At 62.2% G+C, this 21,159-nt stretch carries 19 protein-coding genes; 13 read left to right on the top strand and 6 right to left on the bottom strand.

What is annotated here, in order from left to right; translation table 11 throughout:
• Positions 1–93: 93 nt before the first annotated feature.
• The gene (locus J8C05_RS04990; protein WP_211423064.1) at positions 94–1,986 is read left to right on the top strand and encodes a lysophospholipid acyltransferase family protein; all 1,893 of its coding nucleotides are present in this window, start codon (positions 94–96) and stop codon (positions 1,984–1,986) included.
• A gap of 2 nt (positions 1,987–1,988) precedes the next feature.
• Here J8C05_RS04990 and hutF read toward each other — a convergent pair whose 3' ends face one another.
• The 3 genes from hutF to hutI are packed head-to-tail and all read right to left on the bottom strand — an operon-like array spanning position 1,989 to position 5,468.
• A complete protein-coding gene (gene hutF, locus J8C05_RS04985; RefSeq protein WP_246840754.1) occupies positions 1,989–3,455 on the bottom strand; it encodes a formimidoylglutamate deiminase in 1,467 nt (488 codons plus the stop codon).
• Positions 3,452–4,264 carry an N-formylglutamate deformylase gene (hutG, locus tag J8C05_RS04980; RefSeq protein ID WP_211423063.1) on the bottom strand — a complete coding sequence of 271 codons (813 nt, stop codon included), beginning with the start codon at positions 4,262–4,264 and terminating at the stop codon, positions 3,452–3,454. The genes hutF and hutG overlap by 4 nt, the downstream gene beginning before the upstream one ends.
• Entirely contained in the window at positions 4,245–5,468 is a 1,224-nt protein-coding gene (hutI, locus tag J8C05_RS04975) for an imidazolonepropionase (protein ID WP_211423062.1), read from the bottom strand. Before hutI ends, hutG begins: the two co-directional genes overlap by 20 nt.
• Positions 5,469–5,625: 157 nt before the next feature.
• Between hutI and hutU the strand changes: the two genes are divergently transcribed.
• From hutU to J8C05_RS04960, 3 genes are all read left to right on the top strand, one after another.
• Positions 5,626–7,302 carry a urocanate hydratase gene (hutU, locus tag J8C05_RS04970; RefSeq protein WP_211423061.1) on the top strand — a complete coding sequence of 559 codons (1,677 nt, stop codon included), beginning with the start codon at positions 5,626–5,628 and terminating at the stop codon, positions 7,300–7,302.
• Entirely contained in the window at positions 7,302–7,847 is a 546-nt protein-coding gene (gene cobU / locus J8C05_RS04965; protein ID WP_211423060.1) for a bifunctional adenosylcobinamide kinase/adenosylcobinamide-phosphate guanylyltransferase, read from the top strand. The genes hutU and cobU overlap by 1 nt, the downstream gene beginning before the upstream one ends.
• Positions 7,848–8,050: 203 nt before the next feature.
• A complete protein-coding gene (locus J8C05_RS04960; protein ID WP_211423059.1) occupies positions 8,051–9,220 on the top strand; it encodes a formylglycine-generating enzyme family protein in 1,170 nt (389 codons plus the stop codon).
• Here J8C05_RS04960 and J8C05_RS04955 read toward each other — a convergent pair.
• Positions 9,162–10,322, bottom strand: a complete 1,161-nt coding sequence (locus J8C05_RS04955) for a 50S ribosomal protein L11 methyltransferase (RefSeq protein ID WP_211423058.1) — start codon at positions 10,320–10,322, stop codon at positions 9,162–9,164. The genes J8C05_RS04960 and J8C05_RS04955 overlap by 59 nt on opposite strands.
• A gap of 174 nt (positions 10,323–10,496) precedes the next feature.
• Here J8C05_RS04955 and J8C05_RS04950 point away from each other — a divergent pair, with 174 nt between their 5' ends.
• From J8C05_RS04950 to J8C05_RS15440, 8 genes are all read left to right on the top strand, one after another.
• Entirely contained in the window at positions 10,497–10,811 is a 315-nt protein-coding gene (locus J8C05_RS04950; protein WP_211423057.1) for a PqqD family protein, read from the top strand.
• Positions 10,808–11,269 (top strand): lasso peptide biosynthesis B2 protein, encoded by a 462-nt coding sequence (locus tag J8C05_RS04945; RefSeq protein ID WP_211423056.1) that lies wholly within the window; start codon positions 10,808–10,810, stop codon positions 11,267–11,269. The genes J8C05_RS04950 and J8C05_RS04945 overlap by 4 nt, the downstream gene beginning before the upstream one ends.
• The gene (locus J8C05_RS04940) at positions 11,266–13,095 is read left to right on the top strand and encodes an asparagine synthetase B family protein (RefSeq protein WP_211423055.1); all 1,830 of its coding nucleotides are present in this window, start codon (positions 11,266–11,268) and stop codon (positions 13,093–13,095) included. Before J8C05_RS04945 ends, J8C05_RS04940 begins: the two co-directional genes overlap by 4 nt.
• A gap of 919 nt (positions 13,096–14,014) precedes the next feature.
• Entirely contained in the window at positions 14,015–14,965 is a 951-nt protein-coding gene (locus J8C05_RS04935; RefSeq protein WP_211423054.1) for a phosphoenolpyruvate carboxykinase (ATP), read from the top strand.
• 98 nt (positions 14,966–15,063) lie between these two features.
• Positions 15,064–15,804, top strand: a complete 741-nt coding sequence (hisIE, locus tag J8C05_RS04930) for a bifunctional phosphoribosyl-AMP cyclohydrolase/phosphoribosyl-ATP diphosphatase HisIE (protein WP_211423053.1) — start codon at positions 15,064–15,066, stop codon at positions 15,802–15,804.
• Between the two features lie 19 nt (positions 15,805–15,823).
• Complete coding sequence (locus J8C05_RS04925) at positions 15,824–17,311, top strand: chorismate-binding protein (RefSeq protein ID WP_211423052.1); 1,488 nt, start codon at positions 15,824–15,826, stop codon at positions 17,309–17,311.
• Positions 17,312–17,497: 186 nt separating this feature from the next.
• Positions 17,498–17,848: an ArsR/SmtB family transcription factor gene (locus J8C05_RS15445; RefSeq protein WP_246840753.1), complete on the top strand. Its 351-nt coding sequence runs from the start codon at positions 17,498–17,500 to the stop codon at positions 17,846–17,848.
• Between the two features lie 60 nt (positions 17,849–17,908).
• Positions 17,909–18,244 carry a hypothetical protein gene (locus J8C05_RS15440; protein WP_072234215.1) on the top strand — a complete coding sequence of 112 codons (336 nt, stop codon included), beginning with the start codon at positions 17,909–17,911 and terminating at the stop codon, positions 18,242–18,244.
• Between the two features lie 21 nt (positions 18,245–18,265).
• Here the strand turns inward: J8C05_RS15440 and cpdA are convergent, their stop codons facing one another.
• Entirely contained in the window at positions 18,266–19,108 is an 843-nt protein-coding gene (gene cpdA / locus J8C05_RS04915; RefSeq protein WP_211423051.1) for a 3',5'-cyclic-AMP phosphodiesterase, read from the bottom strand.
• A gap of 225 nt (positions 19,109–19,333) precedes the next feature.
• On the opposite strand from cpdA, the gene J8C05_RS04910 reads away from it, so the two are divergent.
• Positions 19,334–20,671, top strand: coding sequence for a hypothetical protein (locus J8C05_RS04910; protein WP_211423050.1), 1,338 nt, complete (start codon positions 19,334–19,336; stop codon positions 20,669–20,671).
• Here J8C05_RS04910 and dtd read toward each other — a convergent pair.
• Positions 20,648–21,145: a D-aminoacyl-tRNA deacylase gene (gene dtd, locus J8C05_RS04905; RefSeq protein ID WP_459543838.1), complete on the bottom strand. Its 498-nt coding sequence runs from the start codon at positions 21,143–21,145 to the stop codon at positions 20,648–20,650. The genes J8C05_RS04910 and dtd overlap by 24 nt on opposite strands.
• Positions 21,146–21,159 lie beyond the last annotated feature (14 nt).

The raw sequence follows: 21,159 nt of genomic DNA, 5'->3' as shown, positions 1-21,159 counted from the left end.
GGCAACATCCCGGACGAACAGTGTTCATAGCAGTGTTACAGACTGCGGATAAGCGATGCCATCCGCCCTGCCAAAGGAGCTTTGCGCACGCCTATGTCCGGTCGCATCTTTCAACTTCCGACGCCGTTTCGTGATCCGCTGCGGCAACGGATGTTTGCCCCCATCAAAAGTCTGCTCGAACGCTGGCTTCTGTTTCACCAACTCGATGAGCTTTACCAGGAAGCCCTGGCTGCCACGGGCAGCGATGGGCATGCCTTTTTTGAGGCGGTTCTGGCGGCGCTCAACGTCCGCTATCACGTGCTGGAAAGCGATGTGGCGCGGCTGCCGGCTGCAGGGCCGGTCATTGTGGTGGCCAACCATCCCTTCGGGGGCATTGAAGGCATCATCCTGACTTCCCTGCTCCGCTCAGTGCGACCTGACGCCAAAGTGATGGCGAACTACCTGCTCGGATGCATTCCTGAAGCGCACGACTACTTCATTCTCGTTGACCCGTTTGAGCGTCCAAACTCGCCACAGGCCAATCTCCGCCCTCTCCGGGCGGCACTCCGCTTCCTTGCCCAGGGTGGTGCGATTGGACTGTTCCCGGCCGGTGAGGTGGCCCACTGGCAGGCCGGCAAGCGCGTCGTTACCGATCCGGCCTGGAAACCCACGCTGGCGCGGCTGGTACGCGCCAGCAAGGCAACCGTTGTGCCGGTGTATTTTGACGGCAGAAATGGCGCGCTCTTCCAGATGGCCGGCTTTGTTCATCCACGCCTGCGCACGGCCATGCTGCCCTATGAGTTTCTCAACAAGCGGAATCGGGAGATTGAAGTGCGCATCGGGCACCCGATTCCCTGGTCGAAGCTCAAGCTCCTGGATGATGAAGCCCTGACCGAGCACCTGCGGCAGCGCACCTACCTGCTGGCTTCGCGTACGGAACCGGCCTCACGGCTGCCACGGGCGCTGGCCGCTCCACTGCGCTTTCCAAAAAGCTTTCCGAAACTCCCGATGCCGTCATTGCAACGCCCGCAACCTGTGCCGGCGGCCATTGCGCCGCCACGTGCGGCTGCCCTGCTGGAGGCTGAAATCAAGGCGCTTCCCGAAACCGCCTGCCTGGTCAGACAGGGCGAACTGACGGTCTGGTGCGCGGGCGCCGAGCACATTCCGCACGTGCTTCACGAGATTGGACGCCTGCGCGAAATCACTTTCCGGGCCGCCGGAGAAGGCACCGGCAAGGCCCTTGACATAGATAGCTTTGATGCCTGCTACCAGCACCTTTTTGTCTGGAACCAGGAACGGCAGGAAATCGTTGGCGGCTACCGCTTCGGGCAAACGGATGAGATTCTGGCGCGCTTTGGCAAACGTGGACTCTACACTCACACTTTGTTTGCCTACCGCACGGCCTTTCTGCACAGCATCGGGCCGGCGCTCGAACTGGGACGTTCGTTCGTCCGCCCGGAGTATCAGAAAAGCTACGCGCCGCTGATGCTGTTGTGGAAAGGTATTGGGCGCTACATTGCCCAGCATCCACGCTACCGGGTGCTGTTCGGCCCGGTGAGCATTACCAACGAGTACCGCACGGCTTCCCGGCGCTTGATCGTGGAGTTTCTCAAGGCCAACAGCTTTCAGCCGCAACTGGCCCGGCTGGTCCGTCCACGGATGCCTTTCGAGTCGCGTACCCTGGCCATCACCCAGACCCTGCTTGGACTCAAGCCGTCCCCGATTCCGGCGGCTGACATTGAAGAAGTCTCGGCCTTTGTGGCTGACATCGAGCCGGATGCCAAAGGCGTCCCGGTGCTGCTACGGCAGTACCTCAAACTGGGTGGAAAGGTGCTGGCCTTCAACATTGATCCGGACTTTGGCGATGCGCTGGACGGCCTCATCATGGTGGATTTGCTCGACAGTGACCTCCGCACGCTGGAGCGCTACATGGGGCGCGCCGAAGCAGCGGCTTTTCGGGCCTACCACGCTGAAGTCCTTTCCTGCCCGAAAACGCGGGCTAGTTAGTGTCACGGGCGGTCATCGTCTGCTGACGGCTCAGTTGGTTCAGCGTTCTGGGAAACCAGCAGCCCGTTGACTGGCACATTCAGCCGGGCCGTTTCCCACAGCGTTTCCATAGCCGCCTTGAAACGCGCATGAATCCGTCCCTGGCGGGGATGGCGTCCGCGTTGCAGCCACCAGCGACCGGCGACGAGCACATCAGACCAGGCCGGCCCCGGACTTGAAAACACCACCGCTTCCAGCAGGTGTTCGGGTGTTGCGCCGAGCAGGGTTGGGGTGTCTGTTGCCAATACCAGCGCATCGGCACGCGCGCCGGGTGTCAGTCCCCAAGTCGGCTGGCCGGCAGCATCACCGCCAGCAAGTTGTGCGCCGGTAAAAAGGCTGGCCGCCGGCGACGGCAGTCCGGCAATCCCCCGGCGCTGCGTCAACAGGCGCGTGCTGTACACCAACCAGCGCAGTTCCTCGCGCCAGTCGCGGTTTACGTGGCTGTCTGAGCCGATGGCCAGCGGTACGCCAAGTTCCGCCCAGGCCGGCAGGTCCACGAAACCGTCACCCAGATTGGCTTCGGTCGTCGGGCAGACCACCACACCGGCCCCGCTCCGGGCAATGGCCTCGCGTTCGGCGGCATCGGTATGCGTGGCATGCACAAGCTGCCAGCGGGGATCGAGATACCCCTCACGCGCCAGCCAGGCGACCGGACGTGCACCCGTTGCGCGCAGGCAGGCTTCGACTTCCGCCACCTGCTCGGCCACATGGATGTGAATAGGCCCGGTAAAATCCTCAGCCAGCCGCCGCAGGTGGTCGAAACTTTCCGGGCGCACCGCCCGGACGGAATGTAGCGCCAGACCGACATGGATGACGGGACGATTGCCTGCCTCCACAGCTTTGACCACCTCCCATACGAAATCAGGTGTGGCAAAAAAACGGCGTTGCTCTGGCAGCAGGTCAGGCTGTCCGAACCCGGCCCGCTCATACACGGTGGGCAGCAGCGTCAACCCGATCCCAACGTCTTCGGCAGCATGAATGAGAGCTTCCAGCATCGTCAGCGGTTCGGGATAAGGTTCGCTGGATACATCGCGGTGGAGATAGTGAAACTCGCAAACCTGGGTATATCCGCCCCGGAGCAGTTCCAGGTAAAGTTGTGCTGCGATGGCGCGCAGAAGTTCGGGTGTGATGCGCGCCGCAAGGTGGTACATGCGGCTTCGCCAGGACCAGAAATCATCCTGTTCGCCCGTGGTGGTTTCGGCCAGTCCGGCAAAGGCACGCTGAAACGCATGGCTGTGGGCATTGACAAGACCCGGCAGCAAAGCGCCTGCAAGTGGCACAGCTTCGGGCGGAGGCGTCAGCACATTTGTTTCCACATCCGCCCAGCAATCATCCTGTCCAATGGTCAGCAGGACGTGGCGTTGCCAGCCGTGGGGCAGCCAAGCCAAGGGTGTCCACAGAGCTTTGGGCGGGACCGGCTCAAGCGTCATGACGGACTCCAGGCGAGCGCCGTAATGATGAGTTTCTCCAAAATCGGGAGCAGACGCCCGGCGCGTTCCGGGTCAATCCGATAGGGCGGCGCTTCGTCGCGCATGTAACAGGACCAGGCCATTTCCAGTTGGACGGCGTGGCGTCCCTGCTCCGGCCGGCCGTAATGGCGCGTAATGTAGCCACCTTTGAAGCGGTCATCAGCCACGTAGGTCAGTTCCTTTTGCGCAGCCAGCGCAGCACACAGCGCCTGGCGCAGCTCTGGTGCGCAGCTTGCACCACTGGCTGTGCCAAGGTTGAAATCCGGCAGCGTTCCCTCGAAAAGCCACGGCAACCGGGACTTGATGCTGTGGCCTTCCCACAGGATGACATAACCATGACGCGCCTGAAGGCGCGTCAACTCTTGTTCGAGCGCGTCATGATACGGCTGCCAGTAATGTGCGCGCCGTCGGGCAATTTCCATTGCATCCGGTGTCTTCCCTTCGCAGTAAATGGGTTCTCCGGTGAACATGCGCGTCGGGCAAAGCTCCGTGTAGTGCTTGCCGTGATAGAGCGGCAGGTCGTCGGGCGGACGGTTGACATCCACGACGTACCGTGACAGCCGCGCCTGCAGGATGCCGACATCCAGTTGGCGGGCGAAGGCGTAGAGTTCACCCAGATGCCAGTCAGTATCGGGCAGGGTTCTCGCTTCGTCAGTCCAGTCGGCGGCAATCTCCGGCGGCACAACCGTCCCCACGTGCGGCAGGCTGATCAGCACGGGAACATCACCCGGATGGAGTTCAAATACCGGTTCAACCGACGATGACGCCATGACGCACCACCTCTTTGCCTCCCACGATCACCTGCTGCGGATGACAGCCACCGAACCAGTAGGCCAGTTCACGGGGATGTTCCAGCGGCCAGACGACGAAATCCGCCCGCCTGCCGGCCGCCAGGATGCCCCGGTCGGCAAGTCCCAGCGCCCGCGCGGCATGGACCGTAACGCCACGCAGGGCTTCTTCCGGCGTAAGCTGAAAGAGCGTACAGGCCAGATTGAGCATCAGCAGCAGGGAGAGTGTCGGTGACGAACCCGGATTGTGGTCGGTCGCTACCGCCAGCGGAACACCGGCGGCCCGCAGCGCGGCCACCGGCGGACGTTGTGTTTCACGCAGAAAGTAGAAGGCTCCCGGCAACAGGACGGCCACTGTGCCGGACTGCGCCATGGCGCGGATGCCAGCCGGGTTGACATATTCCAGGTGGTCACAGGAAAGCGCGCCAAACTCAGCCGCCAGCAACGCTCCGCCCTGGTCACTCAACTGTTCAGCGTGGAGTTTGACCGGCAGCCCCAACTGCCGGGCTGTTTCAAAGATGCGCCGCGTTTGTTCGACCGAAAACCCGATGGTTTCGCAGAAGGCATCCACAGCATCCACCAGGCCAGCGGCGTGCAACTCCGGCAGCCAGGCGCAGACTTCGGCAATGTAGTCATCCGGGCGACCGGCAAACTCCGGCGGCAGGGCGTGCGCAGCCAGGTAAGTCGTGCAGACCGTCAGCGGCAGGCGCTGCGCCAGTTGGCGGGCAATGCGCAGGCAGCGGGCTTCATCAGCACAGGTCAGCCCATACCCGGACTTGATTTCGACCGTCGTGACGCCTTCTGCCAGAAGTGCGCGGGCGCGGCGGATGGCGGCGGCCAGAAGTTCGTCGTCAGAAGCCGCGCGGGTTGCCCTTACGGTGGAGAGAATGCCGCCGCCCTGCCGCGCCATGTCGGCATAGGTTGCGCCGTGCAGCCGGGCTTCAAACTCATCGGCGCGTGTTCCGCCATAGACCAGGTGCGTGTGGCAATCCACCAGTCCCGGCGTCACCAGTGCACCGCCCAGGTCATGTTCTTCGGCAATGGGCAGGCTGCGGGGCAGGTGGCGCGCATCGCCAACCCAGTGCAGGTATTGACCGGCAACGACCAGGGCGCCGTCTTCAATCCAGCCCCAGGCGGCCGCGTCTGCCAACGTCGCCAATCGCGCGTTGCGCCACAATGCCAACATTTCCCCTGCCTGCCCCCAGCGCCGTTGTGCGTAAGCCAACATCCTACCGTGCGTGGTGTGTGGTGAAAAGCCGTGGCTTGACGCCACTGGCCCACCCCACTAACGTCGCTGGCAGCGCGTCTTGGCGCATCGGATTCCCGTATAGCGAAGCCTTGCCATGTCCAGAATTCTTCGCGCACCACGCGGAACGGAGCTTTCCTGCCGCAACTGGCAGATTGAAGCGGCGTACCGCATGCTGCACAACAACCTTGACCCGGAAGTTGCCGAACGACCGGAAGACCTGGTCGTGTATGGCGGGGCCGGCAAAGCCGCCCGCAACTGGGCGTGTTTTGAAGCCATCTGCGACACCCTGCGCCGGTTGGGAGAAGATGAAACCCTGCTCATCCAGTCGGGCAAGCCGGTGGGCGTCTTTCGTACGCACCCGGACGCCCCACGGGTGTTGCTGGCCAACTCGAACCTCGTACCCCGCTGGGCTACGTGGGAACACTTCGACGAACTCGACCGGCGCGGCCTGATGATGTACGGGCAGATGACGGCCGGTTCGTGGATTTACATCGGTACGCAGGGCATTGTGCAGGGCACGTACGAGACCTTTGCCGAAATGGGCCGCCAGCACTACGGCGGCGACCTGCGCGGGCGCTGGGTGCTCACGGCCGGGCTGGGCGGCATGGGCGGGGCACAGCCGTTGGCGGCGGTGTTTGCCGGGGCGGCGGCGCTGGTCATCGAGTGCCAGGTCAGCCGGATGGAAGCCCGCTGCCGGACGCACTACCTCGATGAGTGGACGGACAACCTCGACGACGCCCTCCGGCGCATCGAACGCTACACGGCGGAGAACAAGGCGGTTTCCGTCGGCCTGCTCGGCAATGCGGCGGAAATCCTCCCGGCGCTGGTGGAACGCGCCCGGCAGGGGGGGCTACGTCCTGACATCGTGACCGACCAGACAGCCGCGCACGACCTGATTCACGGCTACCTGCCGGTGGGCTGGACGGTTGAGCAGTGGCAGGCGGCCCAACGCGATCCGGCACAGCACGGGACGCTGCGCCGGGCAGCGGCGGAAAGCTGCGCGCGGCATGTCCGGGCCATGCTCGACTTTCAGGCCCTGGGCGCCAGGGTAGTGGATTACGGCAACAACCTGCGCCAAGTCGCTTTTGACGAAGGCGTGACGGATGCCTTCATGATTCCGGGCTTCGTCCCGGCCTACATCCGCCCGCTGTTTTGCCGTGGCAAGGGGCCGTTCCGGTGGGTGGCGCTGTCGGGCGACCCGGAAGACATTTACCGCACCGACCGGCGTCTGATGGAGCTGTTTCCTGACAACGACCACCTGCATCGCTGGTTGACCATGGCTGAGCAGCGGATTGCTTTTCAGGGGCTGCCAGCGCGCATCTGCTGGCTGGGTCTGGGTGAACGCCACCGGGCGGGACTGGCGTTCAACGAGATGGTCCGCAAGGGCGAACTCAAAGCGCCCGTTGTCATCGGCCGCGATCACCTGGATGCGGGTTCGGTGGCTTCCCCCAACCGGGAAACCGAGCAGATGCGGGATGGCTCGGATGCGGTTTCCGACTGGCCGCTGCTCAATGCCCTGCTCAACACGGCCAGCGGCGCGACGTGGGTTTCACTCCACCACGGGGGCGGCGTTGGCATGGGCTATTCGCAGCATGCCGGGATGGTCATCGTGTGTGATGGTACGGAAGCCGCTGAACGGCGTCTGGAACGGGTGCTGTGGAATGACCCGGCAACCGGTGTGATGCGGCACGCTGATGCCGGCTATGCCGATGCCGTGGAGTGTGCCAGGGCGCAGGGGCTGTGGCTTCCCATGCTGGATACGGATGCCTGATGACGCGCGAACTCATTCTGGTACTGGGCGGCGCACGGGCCGGCAAAAGCCGGTTTGCCCAGCAGCTTGCCCAGACGAAAGCTGATACCACCGGCGCAGCCGTGTGTTTCATTGCCACGGCGGAAGCCCTCGACGAAGACATGCAGGGGCGGATTCTGCGCCACCGGGCGGAACGCCCGCCGGAGTGGCGTACCATTGAGGAGCCGCGCGCGCTGGCGGCGGCTTACGCCCAGGCGGCGGAAGCCGGTGTCGTGGTGGTGGACTGCCTGACGCTGCTCGTCTCGAACTGGCTGCTGGCTATGCCACACGATGAGGCGCAGTGCCTCAATGCGCTGGAAACCACGCTGGCGGCCTTTTTGCAGACCTTTTCGCGCCGTGAGCAGACGGTTATCGTCGTGTCCAATGAAGTCGGGCTGGGGATTGTTCCCGACAATGCTCTGGCGCGGCGCTACCGGGACCTGCTGGGCAATGTCAACCAGTCGGTGGCCGCAGCGGCAACGGAAGTCTATTTCGTCGTGGCCGGACTTCCCTGGCGCATCAAGTGAGTCCGTTTCACACGGCATCCACAATGCCAATGAAAATGTCTGTTCAGCCAACAGGGGCATTCTTCAGGCAATCCCAAAGCTGCTACACTGCACGTTGACGGCCGAGACAACGCGGCTCCGAGGGACAAAGCATGGCGCAACGGAAAACAGGTTGGCATATCTGGCCGGCTGGTCTGGCGCTGGGATTTCTTTGGGCGATGACCATGCCAAACCTGCCTGTGACCCAGGTTGCTGCCCAGGAACGCAGCACGAGTGTGGGCGGGGGAAAAGCCGGTGGCGGTGAAACGACATCCTCACCTGGCAGCGGGCGTGGACGCAGCAGCAGCAAGGGGGCACGTCCACCGGCAGTTCCCTGCCCGTCCGGGCCGCTGGCGCCAACCGTGGCCCTTCCAGCCGAACAGCTTTCCACCGTCACCTTTGAATCTCCCAGACTGGACGACAAAGGCAACACCGTCGAGACCGTCAAAGGCGAAACGCAACGGTTTGTCGAAAACCTGGGCAACCAGGTGACGCTGGAATTGGTCGCCGTACCGGGCGGCTGTTTTACCATGGGCAACACGGTCTCCGATGAAACCGAAAGCTATGACAACGAGCGTCCGCCGATGCGCGCGCGGGTCTTCGGGTTCTACATGGGGCGGACCGAAGTCACCCAGGCGCAATGGCGGGAAGTCGCGTCCTGGCCCAAAGTCGAACGTGACCTACCGCCTTCCCCATCGAAGTACACCGGCGACGACCTCCCCGTGGACAGCATCACCTGGGATGAAGCCGTCGAGTTCTGCCGGCGGCTGACCAAAAGAACCGGCCGCCCCTACCGGCTGCCAACCGAAGCCGAATGGGAATATGCCTGCCGGGCCGGCGCCATCGGATTGTTTGCCTACGGTGCTGTCCTGCTGCCGACGCTTGAAAACTACGACGGGTCTCTGCCCTACCGGGGCGAGCCAGCCGCCCCGCCACGCAAGAAGCCAACGCCGGCCGGATCGCTGGGGGTCAATCCCTTCGGACTGGCCGATATGCACGGCAACGTACGGGAGTGGTGTCTGGACACCTATACTTCCCGCCTGACGGGAATTCAGGCGCAGGGCGCGCCGGTGCGCAACATCCGCCAGGAAGAATGGGCGCAACACCGCACCATCCGGGGCGGCTCGTGGGCCTCACTCCCGGATGGCTGCCGCTGCTCAATCCGCGAGGGGCTGCACCGTGAAGAACTGCTGACGACGCTTGGCTTTCGCGTTGTTCTCAGCGACCGCTACGGAGAAGGTCAACCGATCGAACTGGATAACGGAGAGTCTGGACGCACTTCCGGCTCCCTACGCCTCAACGAGCGAACTTCAGTGCCTGCCTTTTCACATAGACCAGAGCATCCTCATCCGTAGGAAACTCGGAAGAAAAGCTTTCGCGTAGCCCACGGGCGACCTGCTCAACTGTCCAGCCGGCGTCGAGCTTTGTCAGCAGAAAGAGTTGCATTTTGCCTTCCACTCCCAGCCCCGGCGCCGCCGTGGGCGACAGCGGACGCAGGCGTTCCGGTGTTGCCAGCCAGCCCTCGAAGTCCGAATGGCGGAACGTTTTGGATTCCCCCCCAACACTGCGCCAGGTCACGTCCCAGCACAACACACCGCCGCCGCCAACCGCCCGGAGCGTCACTTCGACTTCATCCCCAACGGCCACCGGCAGCGGCTCGGCAATCGGTAAACACACGTGTCCCCAACTGGTTGGAGACTCAAGAAGGGGGCTGTTCGTCAGCGTGATGTCTTCCGTAAGCCACGCCTTGAACCACCCGCCGATGCCATGCATCACCCCCGGCTGCGCCACCCGAAAGCATGCTGTCCCGGCTATTCTAGGCAGGGCATCACCATCCAGCGCGGCGGGGGTCAGGTCAACCCGGCAGTAGCAGCGCCCTTCGGCCAGCACGTGCTGCGGACTCAACCGGCGTGGATACTGCTGGTTGACGGCAAAGGACAACGCAGACGAAAAATCAAAACCACACACCGGCTCACGCCAGACGGACAAATCTGGCTTGGCTTCCGGCCAGGTGATCGGTGCGCAGTACAGTTCGAGTGCCTGCGGAATGAGCTTTCCGCCTGGCTTCAGCCAGCGGCGACAGGCATCCCGGAGCGTCGGGAGAATAAGCTCCTCTGCGCCATAGTTGCCTATCGTCTCAGAGACGATGACATCCACCGGCTCTGGCAGCCGGGCGCGGGTGGACAGGTGATTGATGAATGTCACGCGGTCAGCATAACCATTCTGCTCAATAATCAGCCTGGCAAGTTCAATGATGGGGCCTTCATCAATGGCATAGGTGTGCCGGGCGCCGGCCCGGCATGCCAGAAGCGTCAGAATCCCTGTTCCGCAGCCAACGTCGGCAACGACATCGCCGGGGCGTACGACAGACTCGATGGCAGACTGAAAGGGTTGCACCCGACGCTCATCAGCAATCAGTGAAGCATGGTAGGTTAGGGCTGCATAATCAGGGTACATTGGCTGTTGTCTCAACCCGGAGTGAAAATGTTACCCGATAGTACGTGCGCTCTGAGCAGCGAACAAGTATATTGGCTTGCACATTTAACCCGTGATAGCAGTTGTTCCTGATGAACAAGTGCCTATCAACTATTCCCAATCCCGCACCTGCCTGACGCAACGATGCTTTCTCTTATGAACCGTGCCCTGATTCCCAAGCATGTCATTGTGCGCTCTGTTGCGGATGAAGCCATCCTGCTCAATCTGGTCACAGAGCATTACTACGGCCTGGACAGTGTGGCTTACAGCATGCTGCGGCAAGCCACCAGTTGCCCGACGTTGCAAGACGCTTTGGCGGCTCTGCTGGACGAATATGAAGTCGAACCGGAACGGCTTCAGCGGGATTTCGACAGCCTGCTGGAGCAGCTTCGACAAGCTGATCTCATCGAGATTGTTCCGCCTGACCCGGTTTCTTCAGATTCGCCGCCAGCGGCAGCTCCAATCTCATGAAACGTTGGCTGTACCGACTGCATATCTTCTGCCGTCTTCCATCGGAAGACCGGGCGAACCTGGTAACAGCCTGGCTTTTGTTGCTGGGTTTGCCCGGACTGTGCCGCCTCGTCGGTGTACGCGCCTGCCTGCGGTGGATGCGGTGGATGGTTGGCCGTCAGCCGCCACCGGTGTCATCCGCAACCTGCCCGGCGGATTGGGTGGATCACCAAGGTGTTCTTGTCGCTTGGGCGGCCCGGTATTGTCCCCGGTCGCCAACCTGCCTCATCCGCGCGCTGGTGCTGTGGTTTCTGCTGGCGCGACGCGGCATTGTCTGTGACCTCCGGCTGGGTGTTGAGAAAGACGCCCAGACGTTTGAAGCCCATGCATGGGTGGAATGGTGCGGCCAGCCGGTGATGGAATCCCCGGACGTACGGCAGCGATATGCCGTCTTTGATACGCCTCTCAACGCCTTGTGAGCAGCTTTTTCGTTATCTTCCATCCCGACGGCCGGCTGGTTGAGCCGCCGCTTGTCGCACGGTTGCTTCAGCAGATGGCCTGGCGCGGCCCTGATGGTCAATCCCACTGGCTGGGGGCAAATGTTGCATTGGGGTACGCCCATCTCTGGGTAGATAACCTGACGCGCATCCCACCGCCGCTGACATTCGACGGACAGGTATGGCTTGCGGCTGACATCCGGCTGGATGCGCGCGAAGGACTCTGCCGTGCCATCCAGACGGCTGGCGGGGAGGCCGACCAAGATATGCCGGATGCCAGACTGCTCTGGCAGGCGTACCACCTGTGGGAGTTGGATTGCCTGCACTACCTTCAGGGCGACTTTGCCTTTGCCCTGTGGGATGCCCGTCGCCGACGGCTGTTCTGCGCGCGCGACCCGTTCGCCGTCAAGCCGCTCTATTACAGCTATCAGCCGGGGCTGTTTGTTGCCTCCAGCGACCTTGCGACCATCTGCGCCCACCCGCAGATTCCCACCTCCATCCCAACCGATTTGGACGACTTTGCCGTTGCCGATTTTCTCATCGAAGGGATGAAGCTGGACGAAGACGGCACGTTTTACCGCGCCATCCGCCGCCTGCCACGGGCTACGGCGCTGTGCCTTGAAGGGGGCGCACAGCGGCAATGGCGTTACTGGGACTGGCCGACCAATGGGTATCTCCGCTATGCCCGCACGAGTGATTACGTTGAGCATTTTCAGGCGCTTCTGGAACAGGCTGTAGCTGACCGGCTGCGCGCACCACGTGCATCTGTTCTTCTCAGCGGCGGGCTGGATTCCAACGTTGTGACGGCTGCCGCGCGGCGCGCCTGCCCAACGACAGACCTCCACGCTTTTACTTGTGTTTTCAACACACTCATTCCCGACTGCGAGCGGCATTTTGCCGGTCTGGCCGCCCGGGGTCACGGTATTCCCATTACCTTCATTGAGCAGGACCACTGGCAGCCGTATGCGCCCCCCCCGGCCGGCGTTCCCCCACCACCTGAGCCGGTTCACGAACCCTTCTGGAATGGCATCATGGAAAGTTACCGCCAGGTGGGCAGCCACGCCCGCATTGTCCTGACCGGGCAGTGGGGCGATGAAGTCATGCTTCAGGAAACAGCACCCTACCTGCGCGATCTCGTTGCCCGGCGGCAGTTACTCCGCTTGGGCGAGGCTCTTGTGGCGTACTTTGTAGCTGACGTCCGCAATGGCTTCTTTTCACTTCGGCGTCAGTTTGGGCGGATACTTGGACGAAAACACCCAACCCGGTCAGAAATCCCCCGCTGGCTGGCAACAGACTTTGTGACGCGCCTGCGTCGGGCTGGCTATTTCGAGCGCATGCAACCCAGTCCACCACAGCACCCCTACCGGCGGCTTATGCTGCAGGCGATGAGTCGGGTTCACCTGGCCAACGACAATGAATACAGCGACCTGTCATTTACCGGCGCTTTGATGGAAACGCGCTCCCCGTTGCTTGACCAGCGCATCATCAGATTTCTCCTGGCGGCGCCAACGGTTCCCCTTTGCCTGGACAAGTGGCTTTTCCGGGAACTGCTCAAGGACCGGCTCCCACGCGCTGTCGTCCGGCGCGCCAAGTCTCCCCTTCCTCAGTTTCCCGTCACCGGCTACATCAGGCGGCATGGCACAGGCTGGGCGGAACTTCCCCCGGAAGCCCGCCATCACTTGGCTTGCTTCGTGAACGTCGAAGCCTTGGTTATTCCTCTCGTGTGGGATGCACAGCACGAGGCCAAATCTTTTGTTGACCTCAGCCCGCTGAGCCTATACAAATGGTTGCAATCCAAGGTTGTATAGACTTCCAGAACTATTGTGCTTTCGCCGTTTGGAGACCAACTTATGAAACAGCCTTCACTGCCACGTGAACAAACTGCAAGCCCATCACAGGTCCGGCAACCCAACAGAAAGGCATACCAACCACCAACCCTTATGGGTTACGGCTCACTCATTGATTTCACCCGTGCCTCTGGTACGGGATTCCGTGTCGATCGCGCTCTCAGAACCTCTCGTGCTTCACGGTAAATTCTTCACAAAGGACACTGGCGCAGGCAGCGTACGGATGGGGCGACTGGTGACGCCCCTCCCGGTGACCTTCCTCCAGCCAGTGTGCCTTGTTGAAGACAGAGCCAAACAGCCTTTTTGCCCCTCAAGGAAGGTTTCCTGACGCTGCTGCATCGGCCAATCGGCAGCAAGTGTCGGGTATTCAGGATAGCCGGCAGAAACCGAGCAAGGGACAGGACTGGTCGGCTGCCAGATGCAAGATCACTTGTCATTTGGGGCTGATGGGTAGTGGAGCAAGCCTTCCAGTCCTGACTCCCCTCTGAAAACAGACCACCACGCTGCCTGTTTCACACATGTCGAAGCCCTGACGCGTGCCCTCGTGTGAAGTGCGCGGCAGGGACATGAATTTGTTGATTCCCAGCCCGCCAGGCTTGTATAAGTTCCACATAAGTGACAGCGTTTCAAGGATTTATAGCTTCGATCCCGTCACAGTTTTTCGCTTTTTGGAAACCAATTTATGAAAAGACCATCATTGCCATACAAACAACCGGCCACCTCTTCACAAGCCGGGCGGTCTGCCAAAAAGGCATACCAGTCGCCGATGCTCGCCGATTACGGGTCACTTGTTGAATGTACTTGGGCCGCTTTTGGCATAACCGTGCGTGACCGGGTTGGCCCCCCCCCAAACCGTCTCTCACGGTGAGTGTCTCCCCAGATGGCATCAGCGCAGATGGTTTATGGACGGCGACTGACGACAACCCGCCCGGTTCCTTTTCTCCAGCCGGTGCACCTTGGTGAAGACACCGCCGATGGCTTTCTCGCCTTTGAGGAAAATCCCACGCCACCACGCCCCCCGGCGTGTGCACCGTGGTATCAGGGGCAAATTGTGGACGCCAGGCAGGGCCCCGAACTCATTGGCTACCATGAGCCGGAGCGCGGTCTGTTTCACTTTTGCTATAACGTCGGCACGGCTTTCACCTACGACCACCCTCAACGCCGTATCACGGCGCTCTGGTCACCGCCGCAGACGTTTGAGGATACCTGTACCTACCTGACCGGCCCCATCCTTGGTTTTGTTCTCCAGATTCAGCAGCGGGTGTGTCTGCACGCCAGCACAGTAGCCATAGGTGCCTCAGCCGTGGCCTTTGTGGGACCGAACGGTACCGGCAAATCCACCCTTGCAGCGGCGCTGCTCCGGCGCGGCGCGGAGATTATCGCCGAGGATGTCGCTGCTGTTGAACAGCAGACGGATGGCTTTGTGGTCCATCTGGGGCCGCGCGCCATCCGCTTGTGGGACCCTTCTGTCACAGCCCTTTACGGCCGCCCCGACGCACTTCCCTGCATCTCCAGGCACTGGGAAAAACGCTACCTGCCTCTCGATACCCATGAACAACACCGGCCGGCACGGCTCACGGCCGTGTACCTCTTGGAGGTCGTTCCGGCGGAGGCTCCGGTCAGCAGTACGCAACTCCCTCCGATGCAGGCTGTAATGCAGCTCCTGCCCAACATCTATCCCGACTGGCTTCCCCTGCCGGAAGCGCGGGTTGCCATTCTGGATACCCTGACCCAACTGGTCACGGCGGTTCGCGTCAGCCGCCTTTCGATTCCACATAGTTTTTCCCGACTGGACGAGGTTTGTGATTACGTCCTGGCGCGCCACAGTTAGACGGTTGTGCCCCGGTTTGCGACGGGAGTTGCCAGCAGGGTGTCAGGAAACCATTCAACTGTGCTACAACGCCGGTAACGTGTTGCCGTAACCAAGCCATGACGGAAGCGATTCGTTTCGATGCCAACGGCCTCGTGCCGGTCGTCATTCAGGATGCCACGACCAACGAGGTGCTCACCCTGGCCTACATGAATGCTGCCAGTTACCAACTCACCTGCGAAACCGGCGAGGTCTGGCTCTGGAGCCGCTCGCGTCAATCCCTGTGGCACAAGGGGGCCACGTCGGGCCACACCCAACGGGTTGTGGACATACGGCTGGATTGCGACGGCGATGCCCTTGTCGTCAGAGTTGAACCGCGTGGGCCGGCCTGTCACACCGGCGCCACGAGTTGCTTTTTCCAATCCCTGCTCCCATGCAACGCGACTACCGCCCAAACCGACAGTGCCCCCCCGATACCAGCGGCCCACGCCCCCGATGGAACGCCGTCCATTGCCCCGCCGGAAGTTAAACTCGTCCCCCACAGCGCGCTCGAACTGGGCATTCTGCTTGATGAGCTGTATGCCCTGATCCAGGAACGCCAGGCAAAACGGCCGGAAGGCGCTTACACCACCTATCTGTTTACGGCCGGGCTGGACAAGATTCTCAAAAAGGTCGGCGAGGAAGCGGCCGAAACCATCATTGCCGCCAAAAATGAACCCCGCACGGAATTGGCCGCTGAAATGGCCGACCTGCTCTACCACCTGCTCGTCCTGATGGTGGCGCGGGATGTGACACCCCACGACGTGGCCGAAATTCTGCGCAGCCGCGCCGGCAAACGCCGACCTCTTCCCACGGAGTAAGCCCCGGAGCGAGTCCACCGTGTCCACGCTGCAATTTCAGCCGGCAACATACGATGCCTTCCTGGCGCTGGCCCAGGAAGCAACCGTCGTTCCCGTGGCCGTGACCCTGCCGGCGGACGTTCACACACCGGTTGGGGTCTTTCTGAAAGTGGCCGGTCAATCCGGCGATGTCGGCCTGTTCGAGAATCAACGCCTCGAACGCCATCTCCCCCCCTATACCCTCATCGGTCTCGACCCACGCTGGATCATCACCGGCAGGGATGGAAAGGTTGAGCTACGCACCCCGCACGCCACGCTCGAACGCACGGAAACGCTGCTGCAAGCCGTCCGGCGGCGGCTTCGGGCCGACATCCTCGCGCCCGTAGCGGATATACCGGCGCTGGCCAGTGCCGCCTTTGGCTATCTGGCGCACGAAGCGTCCCACCAGCTTCACGGCGTACCGCCCCGCGTACCGCCGACCGTGGAAGGGGTCCTCGCCGCTTTTGGCACGGTCATCGTGTTTGACCATGCCCACCAGCGCCTGCATATCGTTGTCAATGTCCCGACCGACGGACGGACTGAACGGCTCGAAGCCGACTACGCCGCCGCGCAACAGCGCCTCCAGTCCGTGGCGCAACAACTCGACGGCCCATTCCCGGTGTTACCGGCGCTGCCACGCCCAACGTCGCGTTCCATCGTCACCCCCATGACACCGGAGCAGTTCCGGCAGGCCGTTGAACACACGGAACAGTGCATTGCCGCCGGTGAGCTTCACGTGGCCACGCTGGCGCAGCGCCTGGAACGTCCGACGGCCGCCCATCCCTTTTCGATCTACCGGCTGCTGCGGGCGACCCCCTCCCTGTTGGGCACGTTCTTCTTCTCTGCCGGTGGCACGGCGGTTCTTGGCGGCATTGCCCACAACGTCGTTCAGGGACAGGGAGAACACCTCCGCGCCTATCTGGCGACTCATGAGCGCCCGGCCGGAAGTACCGAGGCCGAACTCTCCCTGGCCCTGGCCGAACTGGCCAGCGCCGAGTCGGCAATGGGTCAGCACATCGGTTTCGTGGATGCGCTGCGCAACGACCTCGGACAGGTTGCCGGCTACGGCTCGCTGGAACTGGAAATTCTTGCCCAGGCGGAAGCCGCCTCGCAACAGGTGCAACTCATTTCAACGCTCCAGGCCCGAATCGCGTCGGGACGCGATTATCTGGATGTTCTCGCCGCGCGCCTGCCCAGCGCCCAGTGGACCGGACTCCCCAAACGCCCTGCCCTGCGCCTGACGACGGCCCTTGAACCCGTCCGGCGGCATCACTTCGGAAGCCAGTTCTGCCTGCTTGTCCCACAGGTGGAGTTGCTGTCCTGCGAAACCTGTCACGTCCTCGAAGTGACCAACCAGGTTGCGCGGTTCTATGCCTTTGCCACGTTGACTGGCGATACCAACCTCGGCGAAGCCTTGGTCAAAGGGGCCAAAACAGCCCAGCACATCGCAGCCCTGATGGAACAGGCTGAAGCCCAGGCCGTGCACTGAATCCGGCGCTTCCCAACCAGCAGCCCCCGTAACCGCCGCGTCAGCCTGCCATCGCGCCGGAGGTGCACTGAATGAGGTGCACTGAATCCGGCGCTTCCCAACCGGCAGCCCCCGGCTTCCCGCTTGACGCCGGGGGGGCTTTCAGATAAAACACATAATCAAATGCTTATCTGTTAGCGGTAATCTATGGCCTCCCCATGTAGCAATCAACACCAACCAGCCGAACGGGAAGTGCTCACGGCCCCGCTGGCCTGGCGCGTTGCCGATATGTTCAAGGCGCTCGGCGATCCGACCCGGGTGAAAATCATCGCTCTGCTCGATGCCGGCGAAATGTGTGTCGGCGAAATGTGCCTGACGCTGGGGATGTCGCAGCCGGCGATTTCCAGCCAGCTCCGTTTGCTGCGTACGCTGGGGATTGTCTCCGTTCGCCGCGAAGGCAAGCACGCCTACTACCGCCTGGCAGATGAACACGTCCGGCATCTGTTCCACCAGGGGCTGGCCCATGCGCGGCACGACATCATTCACGATGATGCGTAACGCATGAAGGCATCCGGCGGAACGGTCTCACCACCCTATCCACCTGAAAGGAGTCATCCAATGACGAGCTGCACAACCCACCCCGACCACGCCCACACCCATGACGCCGCCTGCGGGCATACACGCATTCAGCACGATGATCACGTGGACTACCTCCACGATGGCCACCTGCACTCTCCGCACGGCGACCACTACGACGAACACTGCATTGCCGTCAGCAGCACGAACCCCGATGGCTGTGCGCCATACCCCACGGCGTGCGCGCACGTCCACGGCCCGGGCTGCGGACATGAGGCCGTTCCGCACGGTGACCATGTGGATTACCTCGTGGACGGGCGGCTGCATCACGTCCACGACGGGCACTGTGACGATCACGGCCCTGTCACCGTGCTGTAACGACTGAAACCACCTGAACATCTAGTAGCCGGTTGCGTCAGGATCGGCGCAACCGGCAAAATTGCTGATCCGAAACACCCGGGTTTCCAGCCGGCCATCGGGATACAACCACAGCCGCCGGTAGCCCGGCGCTGACGGGTCAAGACCAAATTCGACTGTTTCCGGTTTGAACTGAATGCAGGTTGAAGGTGAGGCCATCAGCCGGACGCCTTGGCGCTCCAGGTCTATTGCCTGGTGAACATGCCCCCACAGCACGCCACGCACTTGGGGATGGCGGTCGAGAACGGCAAAAAAGGCATCGGCATTGGCCAGCCCGATGTCATCCATCCACCGGGCGCTTGTCACCACGGGGTTGTGATGCAGGCAGACCAGCGCCGGGCAATCGGCATGGGCGCGGAGGCCGGCATCAAGACGCGCCAGCTCATCTTCGGACAAGGCGCCGCCAACCTCGCCGGGAACGGTTGAATCCAGCAGAATGATGTACCACCCGCCTACGACGACCTCCGTCTCCGGGCGCAGTGGCGCACAGGTCAGCGTTGCGCGCATCACTGCCGGCTCGTCGTGGTTGCCGGGCAACCAATAGACTGGCGGCGGGAGCGGACAGGCAGCGGCAAAGCCGGAGAAGGCTTCGGCCAGGTGCGCGTAGGCCTGCGCCGTGCCGTCCTGCGCCAGGTCGCCCGTCGCCAAGACCATATCGGGTGGTTCGGCAGCCGCAGCGGCGAGCACGGCCGTCAGGGAATCATACGTCACCAGGCCAAGCAGGCGACCGGTGCGCTGGGCAAACAGATGGCTGTCCGTGACGTGAAGGACGTGCACCGGACCGTCGGCACCTCTGGAAGTGCCGTTTTGAGATGGTTTAGCCATGGCTTCTGCGTGTGATACGGCACTGTAGTCCGCTTTCTGTTGCCATGAAAAGCCTTTCCGTTGTTGGCAGGCACTGTGTTACATAACCGGATACCACCGGATGTCCACAAACTCTCCTTGATGCCGAGGTAATTTGCCATGGGCAGGGCCGCCGCAACCTACCGGACATACCTTTTGAAGCCATCAGTACTTCCACTGGCACTGCTTCTCTTCTTTGGTGGCCTTTTGACGGCCCAGGCTGATATTGCCGTTGAGCGGCAGGTGGCGCTGTATCCTGGCTACACCCTGTCCAGCACGAGTTCGATGCGCACGCTGGCCGACCTCCGCCTCATGACAGCTCTGCCGAAAGGCGACACGCCGATAGTGATTGACGGGCTGCCGGAGTTGATGCGCGTCGGCGATACGCGGACGGTGACGTTTCGTTTTGCTGGCGATGGCGTCTCGGCACGACTGGCCGGCGCAGTGGCCTTTGAATCCCATCCGGTACGGGATGCCATTTACTACTCGGCCGGGCGCATCCTGGCTGATCGCAGCCGCCTGTCGGCCGTCCTCGACATTGATGTGCTTCCGAGTCCGACCCCACATGAAGTCGTCTGGCGGGTGACAGCGCGCCACGCCGGGATGGCCGGAGTTCTGGCGGTCTGCGCCAACCGCACACCGGAAGGCGAAGTCGTTTCCCAGGTTGCGGCCATCCGCGTCCTGGACGCCACCGCCGCCGGCAGCCTGCCGCCATCCAGCGTCAAAGCCGAGCCGCCGCCGGCGTTTTTGCCCCTGTACGTCGGCGAACGGATGACCTGGAGTGGTTTTGCCCAGTCCCTTGCGGGACGGCTGCCGGTCTTTGATTTCGCCGTTCTTAGTCTGGATTCAGGCTGTATCCAAGGCAGTTTTTCCAACAGTACCCTGGTAATACAGGGCAACGCGGTTGGGCGCGCACTGTTGGTCGGCGCGCTTGGCGACGAACAGGCCTGGAAGCCATTTGTGACCACCGTCGAGGTTTCAGCAGGCCCGACAGCCACCGAGCCACGTCTGCGCGGCTTCGTCAACAACTTCGTCACGCTCAAGAACCGGCGCGTCATGGTGCTGGGCGACCATCTGGAACGGGCCTCACAGGTTTCGCTGCTCGCCGAAGACGGAACTTTTCTGAGCCTTCCCTTCCGTGCCTGGTCGGGGCGGCTGGGGCTGTTTGAGTTACCGCCGCGCGTGGGACGCTACACCGTCTGGTTGTCCGATGAGCAGGGGCAGCAGCTTACCGATACGCACACCGTGGTTTGCCACAATATCCAAGTCACCAACGTGGCGCGGGTTCACCTGCCCGGCCGGTCATCTGTACCGACGGTCGGGTTGTTTGTACGCGGTCAGGGGCTGGGTGATACTCCAACCCTCATCGTCAACGGCATTGAGACACAGGCCAGCGTCAAGAAGTCTCTCCGTGGGTTGTTCAACCAGCGGGTGTACTTCCGGCTTCCGGCGGAAGTCCTGCGCGAGCGTTACGTCAGCGTCCAGGTGATGAACCCGGACGGGTATGTTTCAGACACGTACTTACTCGACCTCCGCGCTGACTGATATTCCGCCCCGCTCCAGAATGAGTGTCACCGGGCCGTCGTTGTGGATTTCGACCTGCATCATGGCGCCAAAGACACCGGTCCCAACCGGAATGCCCAGCAGCCGGAGGGCGTCAGCGTAGCGCGTCACGAGTGGTTCAGCGGTCTCCGGGGGAGCCGCGGCGGTAAACGAAGGGCGGCGGCCCTTGCGCGCATCGCCGTAGAGGGTGAACTGGGAAACCACCAGCGCCTCGCCACCGATGTCGAGCAGCGAGCGGTTCATCTTCCCGTTTTCATCCTCAAAAATGCGCAGATTGGCTGTTTTTTCGGCCAGCCAGTCGGCATCGGCGGCGGTATCCCGGTGTGTGATGCCGACGAGAATGCACAAACCGCGACCGCAGCGCCCGACGAGCTTTCCCCCGACGGTCACGGAAGCCTGAGTCACACGCTGGATAACAAGCCGCATGGCAAATTTCAGAAAAGAAATAGCAAGCATGAAGTATGCAGCTA

This window comes from Chloracidobacterium sp. N (genome assembly GCF_018304765.1).
GTDB lineage: Bacteria > Acidobacteriota > Blastocatellia > Chloracidobacteriales > Chloracidobacteriaceae > Chloracidobacterium > Chloracidobacterium aggregatum.
The sequence above is the reverse complement of the archived record's forward strand: the minus strand, read 5'-3'. Positions and strand labels throughout refer to the sequence as shown.

Excerpts from the sequence above, each read along its gene's own strand:
- cpdA (WP_211423051.1), bottom strand. The coding sequence starts at position 19,108 with ATGGCTAAACCATCTCAAAACGGCACTTCCAGAGGTGCCGACGGTCCG.
- J8C05_RS15440 (WP_072234215.1), top strand. The coding sequence starts at position 17,909 with ATGACGAGCTGCACAACCCACCCCGACCACGCCCACACCCATGACGCC.
- J8C05_RS04950 (WP_211423057.1), top strand. The coding sequence starts at position 10,497 with ATGAACCGTGCCCTGATTCCCAAGCATGTCATTGTGCGCTCTGTTGCG.
- dtd (WP_459543838.1), bottom strand. The coding sequence starts at position 21,145 with ATGCTTGCTATTTCTTTTCTGAAATTTGCCATGCGGCTTGTTATCCAG.
- cobU (WP_211423060.1), top strand. The coding sequence starts at position 7,302 with ATGACGCGCGAACTCATTCTGGTACTGGGCGGCGCACGGGCCGGCAAA.
- J8C05_RS04955 (WP_211423058.1), bottom strand. The coding sequence starts at position 10,322 with ATGTACCCTGATTATGCAGCCCTAACCTACCATGCTTCACTGATTGCT.
- J8C05_RS04945 (WP_211423056.1), top strand. The coding sequence starts at position 10,808 with ATGAAACGTTGGCTGTACCGACTGCATATCTTCTGCCGTCTTCCATCG.
- hutF (WP_246840754.1), bottom strand. The coding sequence starts at position 3,455 with ATGACGCTTGAGCCGGTCCCGCCCAAAGCTCTGTGGACACCCTTGGCT.
- hutU (WP_211423061.1), top strand. The coding sequence starts at position 5,626 with ATGTCCAGAATTCTTCGCGCACCACGCGGAACGGAGCTTTCCTGCCGC.
- J8C05_RS15445 (WP_246840753.1), top strand. The coding sequence starts at position 17,498 with ATGGCCTCCCCATGTAGCAATCAACACCAACCAGCCGAACGGGAAGTG.
- hutG (WP_211423063.1), bottom strand. The coding sequence starts at position 4,264 with ATGGCGTCATCGTCGGTTGAACCGGTATTTGAACTCCATCCGGGTGAT.
- J8C05_RS04935 (WP_211423054.1), top strand. The coding sequence starts at position 14,015 with ATGGCATCAGCGCAGATGGTTTATGGACGGCGACTGACGACAACCCGC.
- J8C05_RS04960 (WP_211423059.1), top strand. The coding sequence starts at position 8,051 with ATGCCAAACCTGCCTGTGACCCAGGTTGCTGCCCAGGAACGCAGCACG.
- hutI (WP_211423062.1), bottom strand. The coding sequence starts at position 5,468 with ATGTTGGCATTGTGGCGCAACGCGCGATTGGCGACGTTGGCAGACGCG.
- J8C05_RS04990 (WP_211423064.1), top strand. The coding sequence starts at position 94 with ATGTCCGGTCGCATCTTTCAACTTCCGACGCCGTTTCGTGATCCGCTG.
- hisIE (WP_211423053.1), top strand. The coding sequence starts at position 15,064 with ATGACGGAAGCGATTCGTTTCGATGCCAACGGCCTCGTGCCGGTCGTC.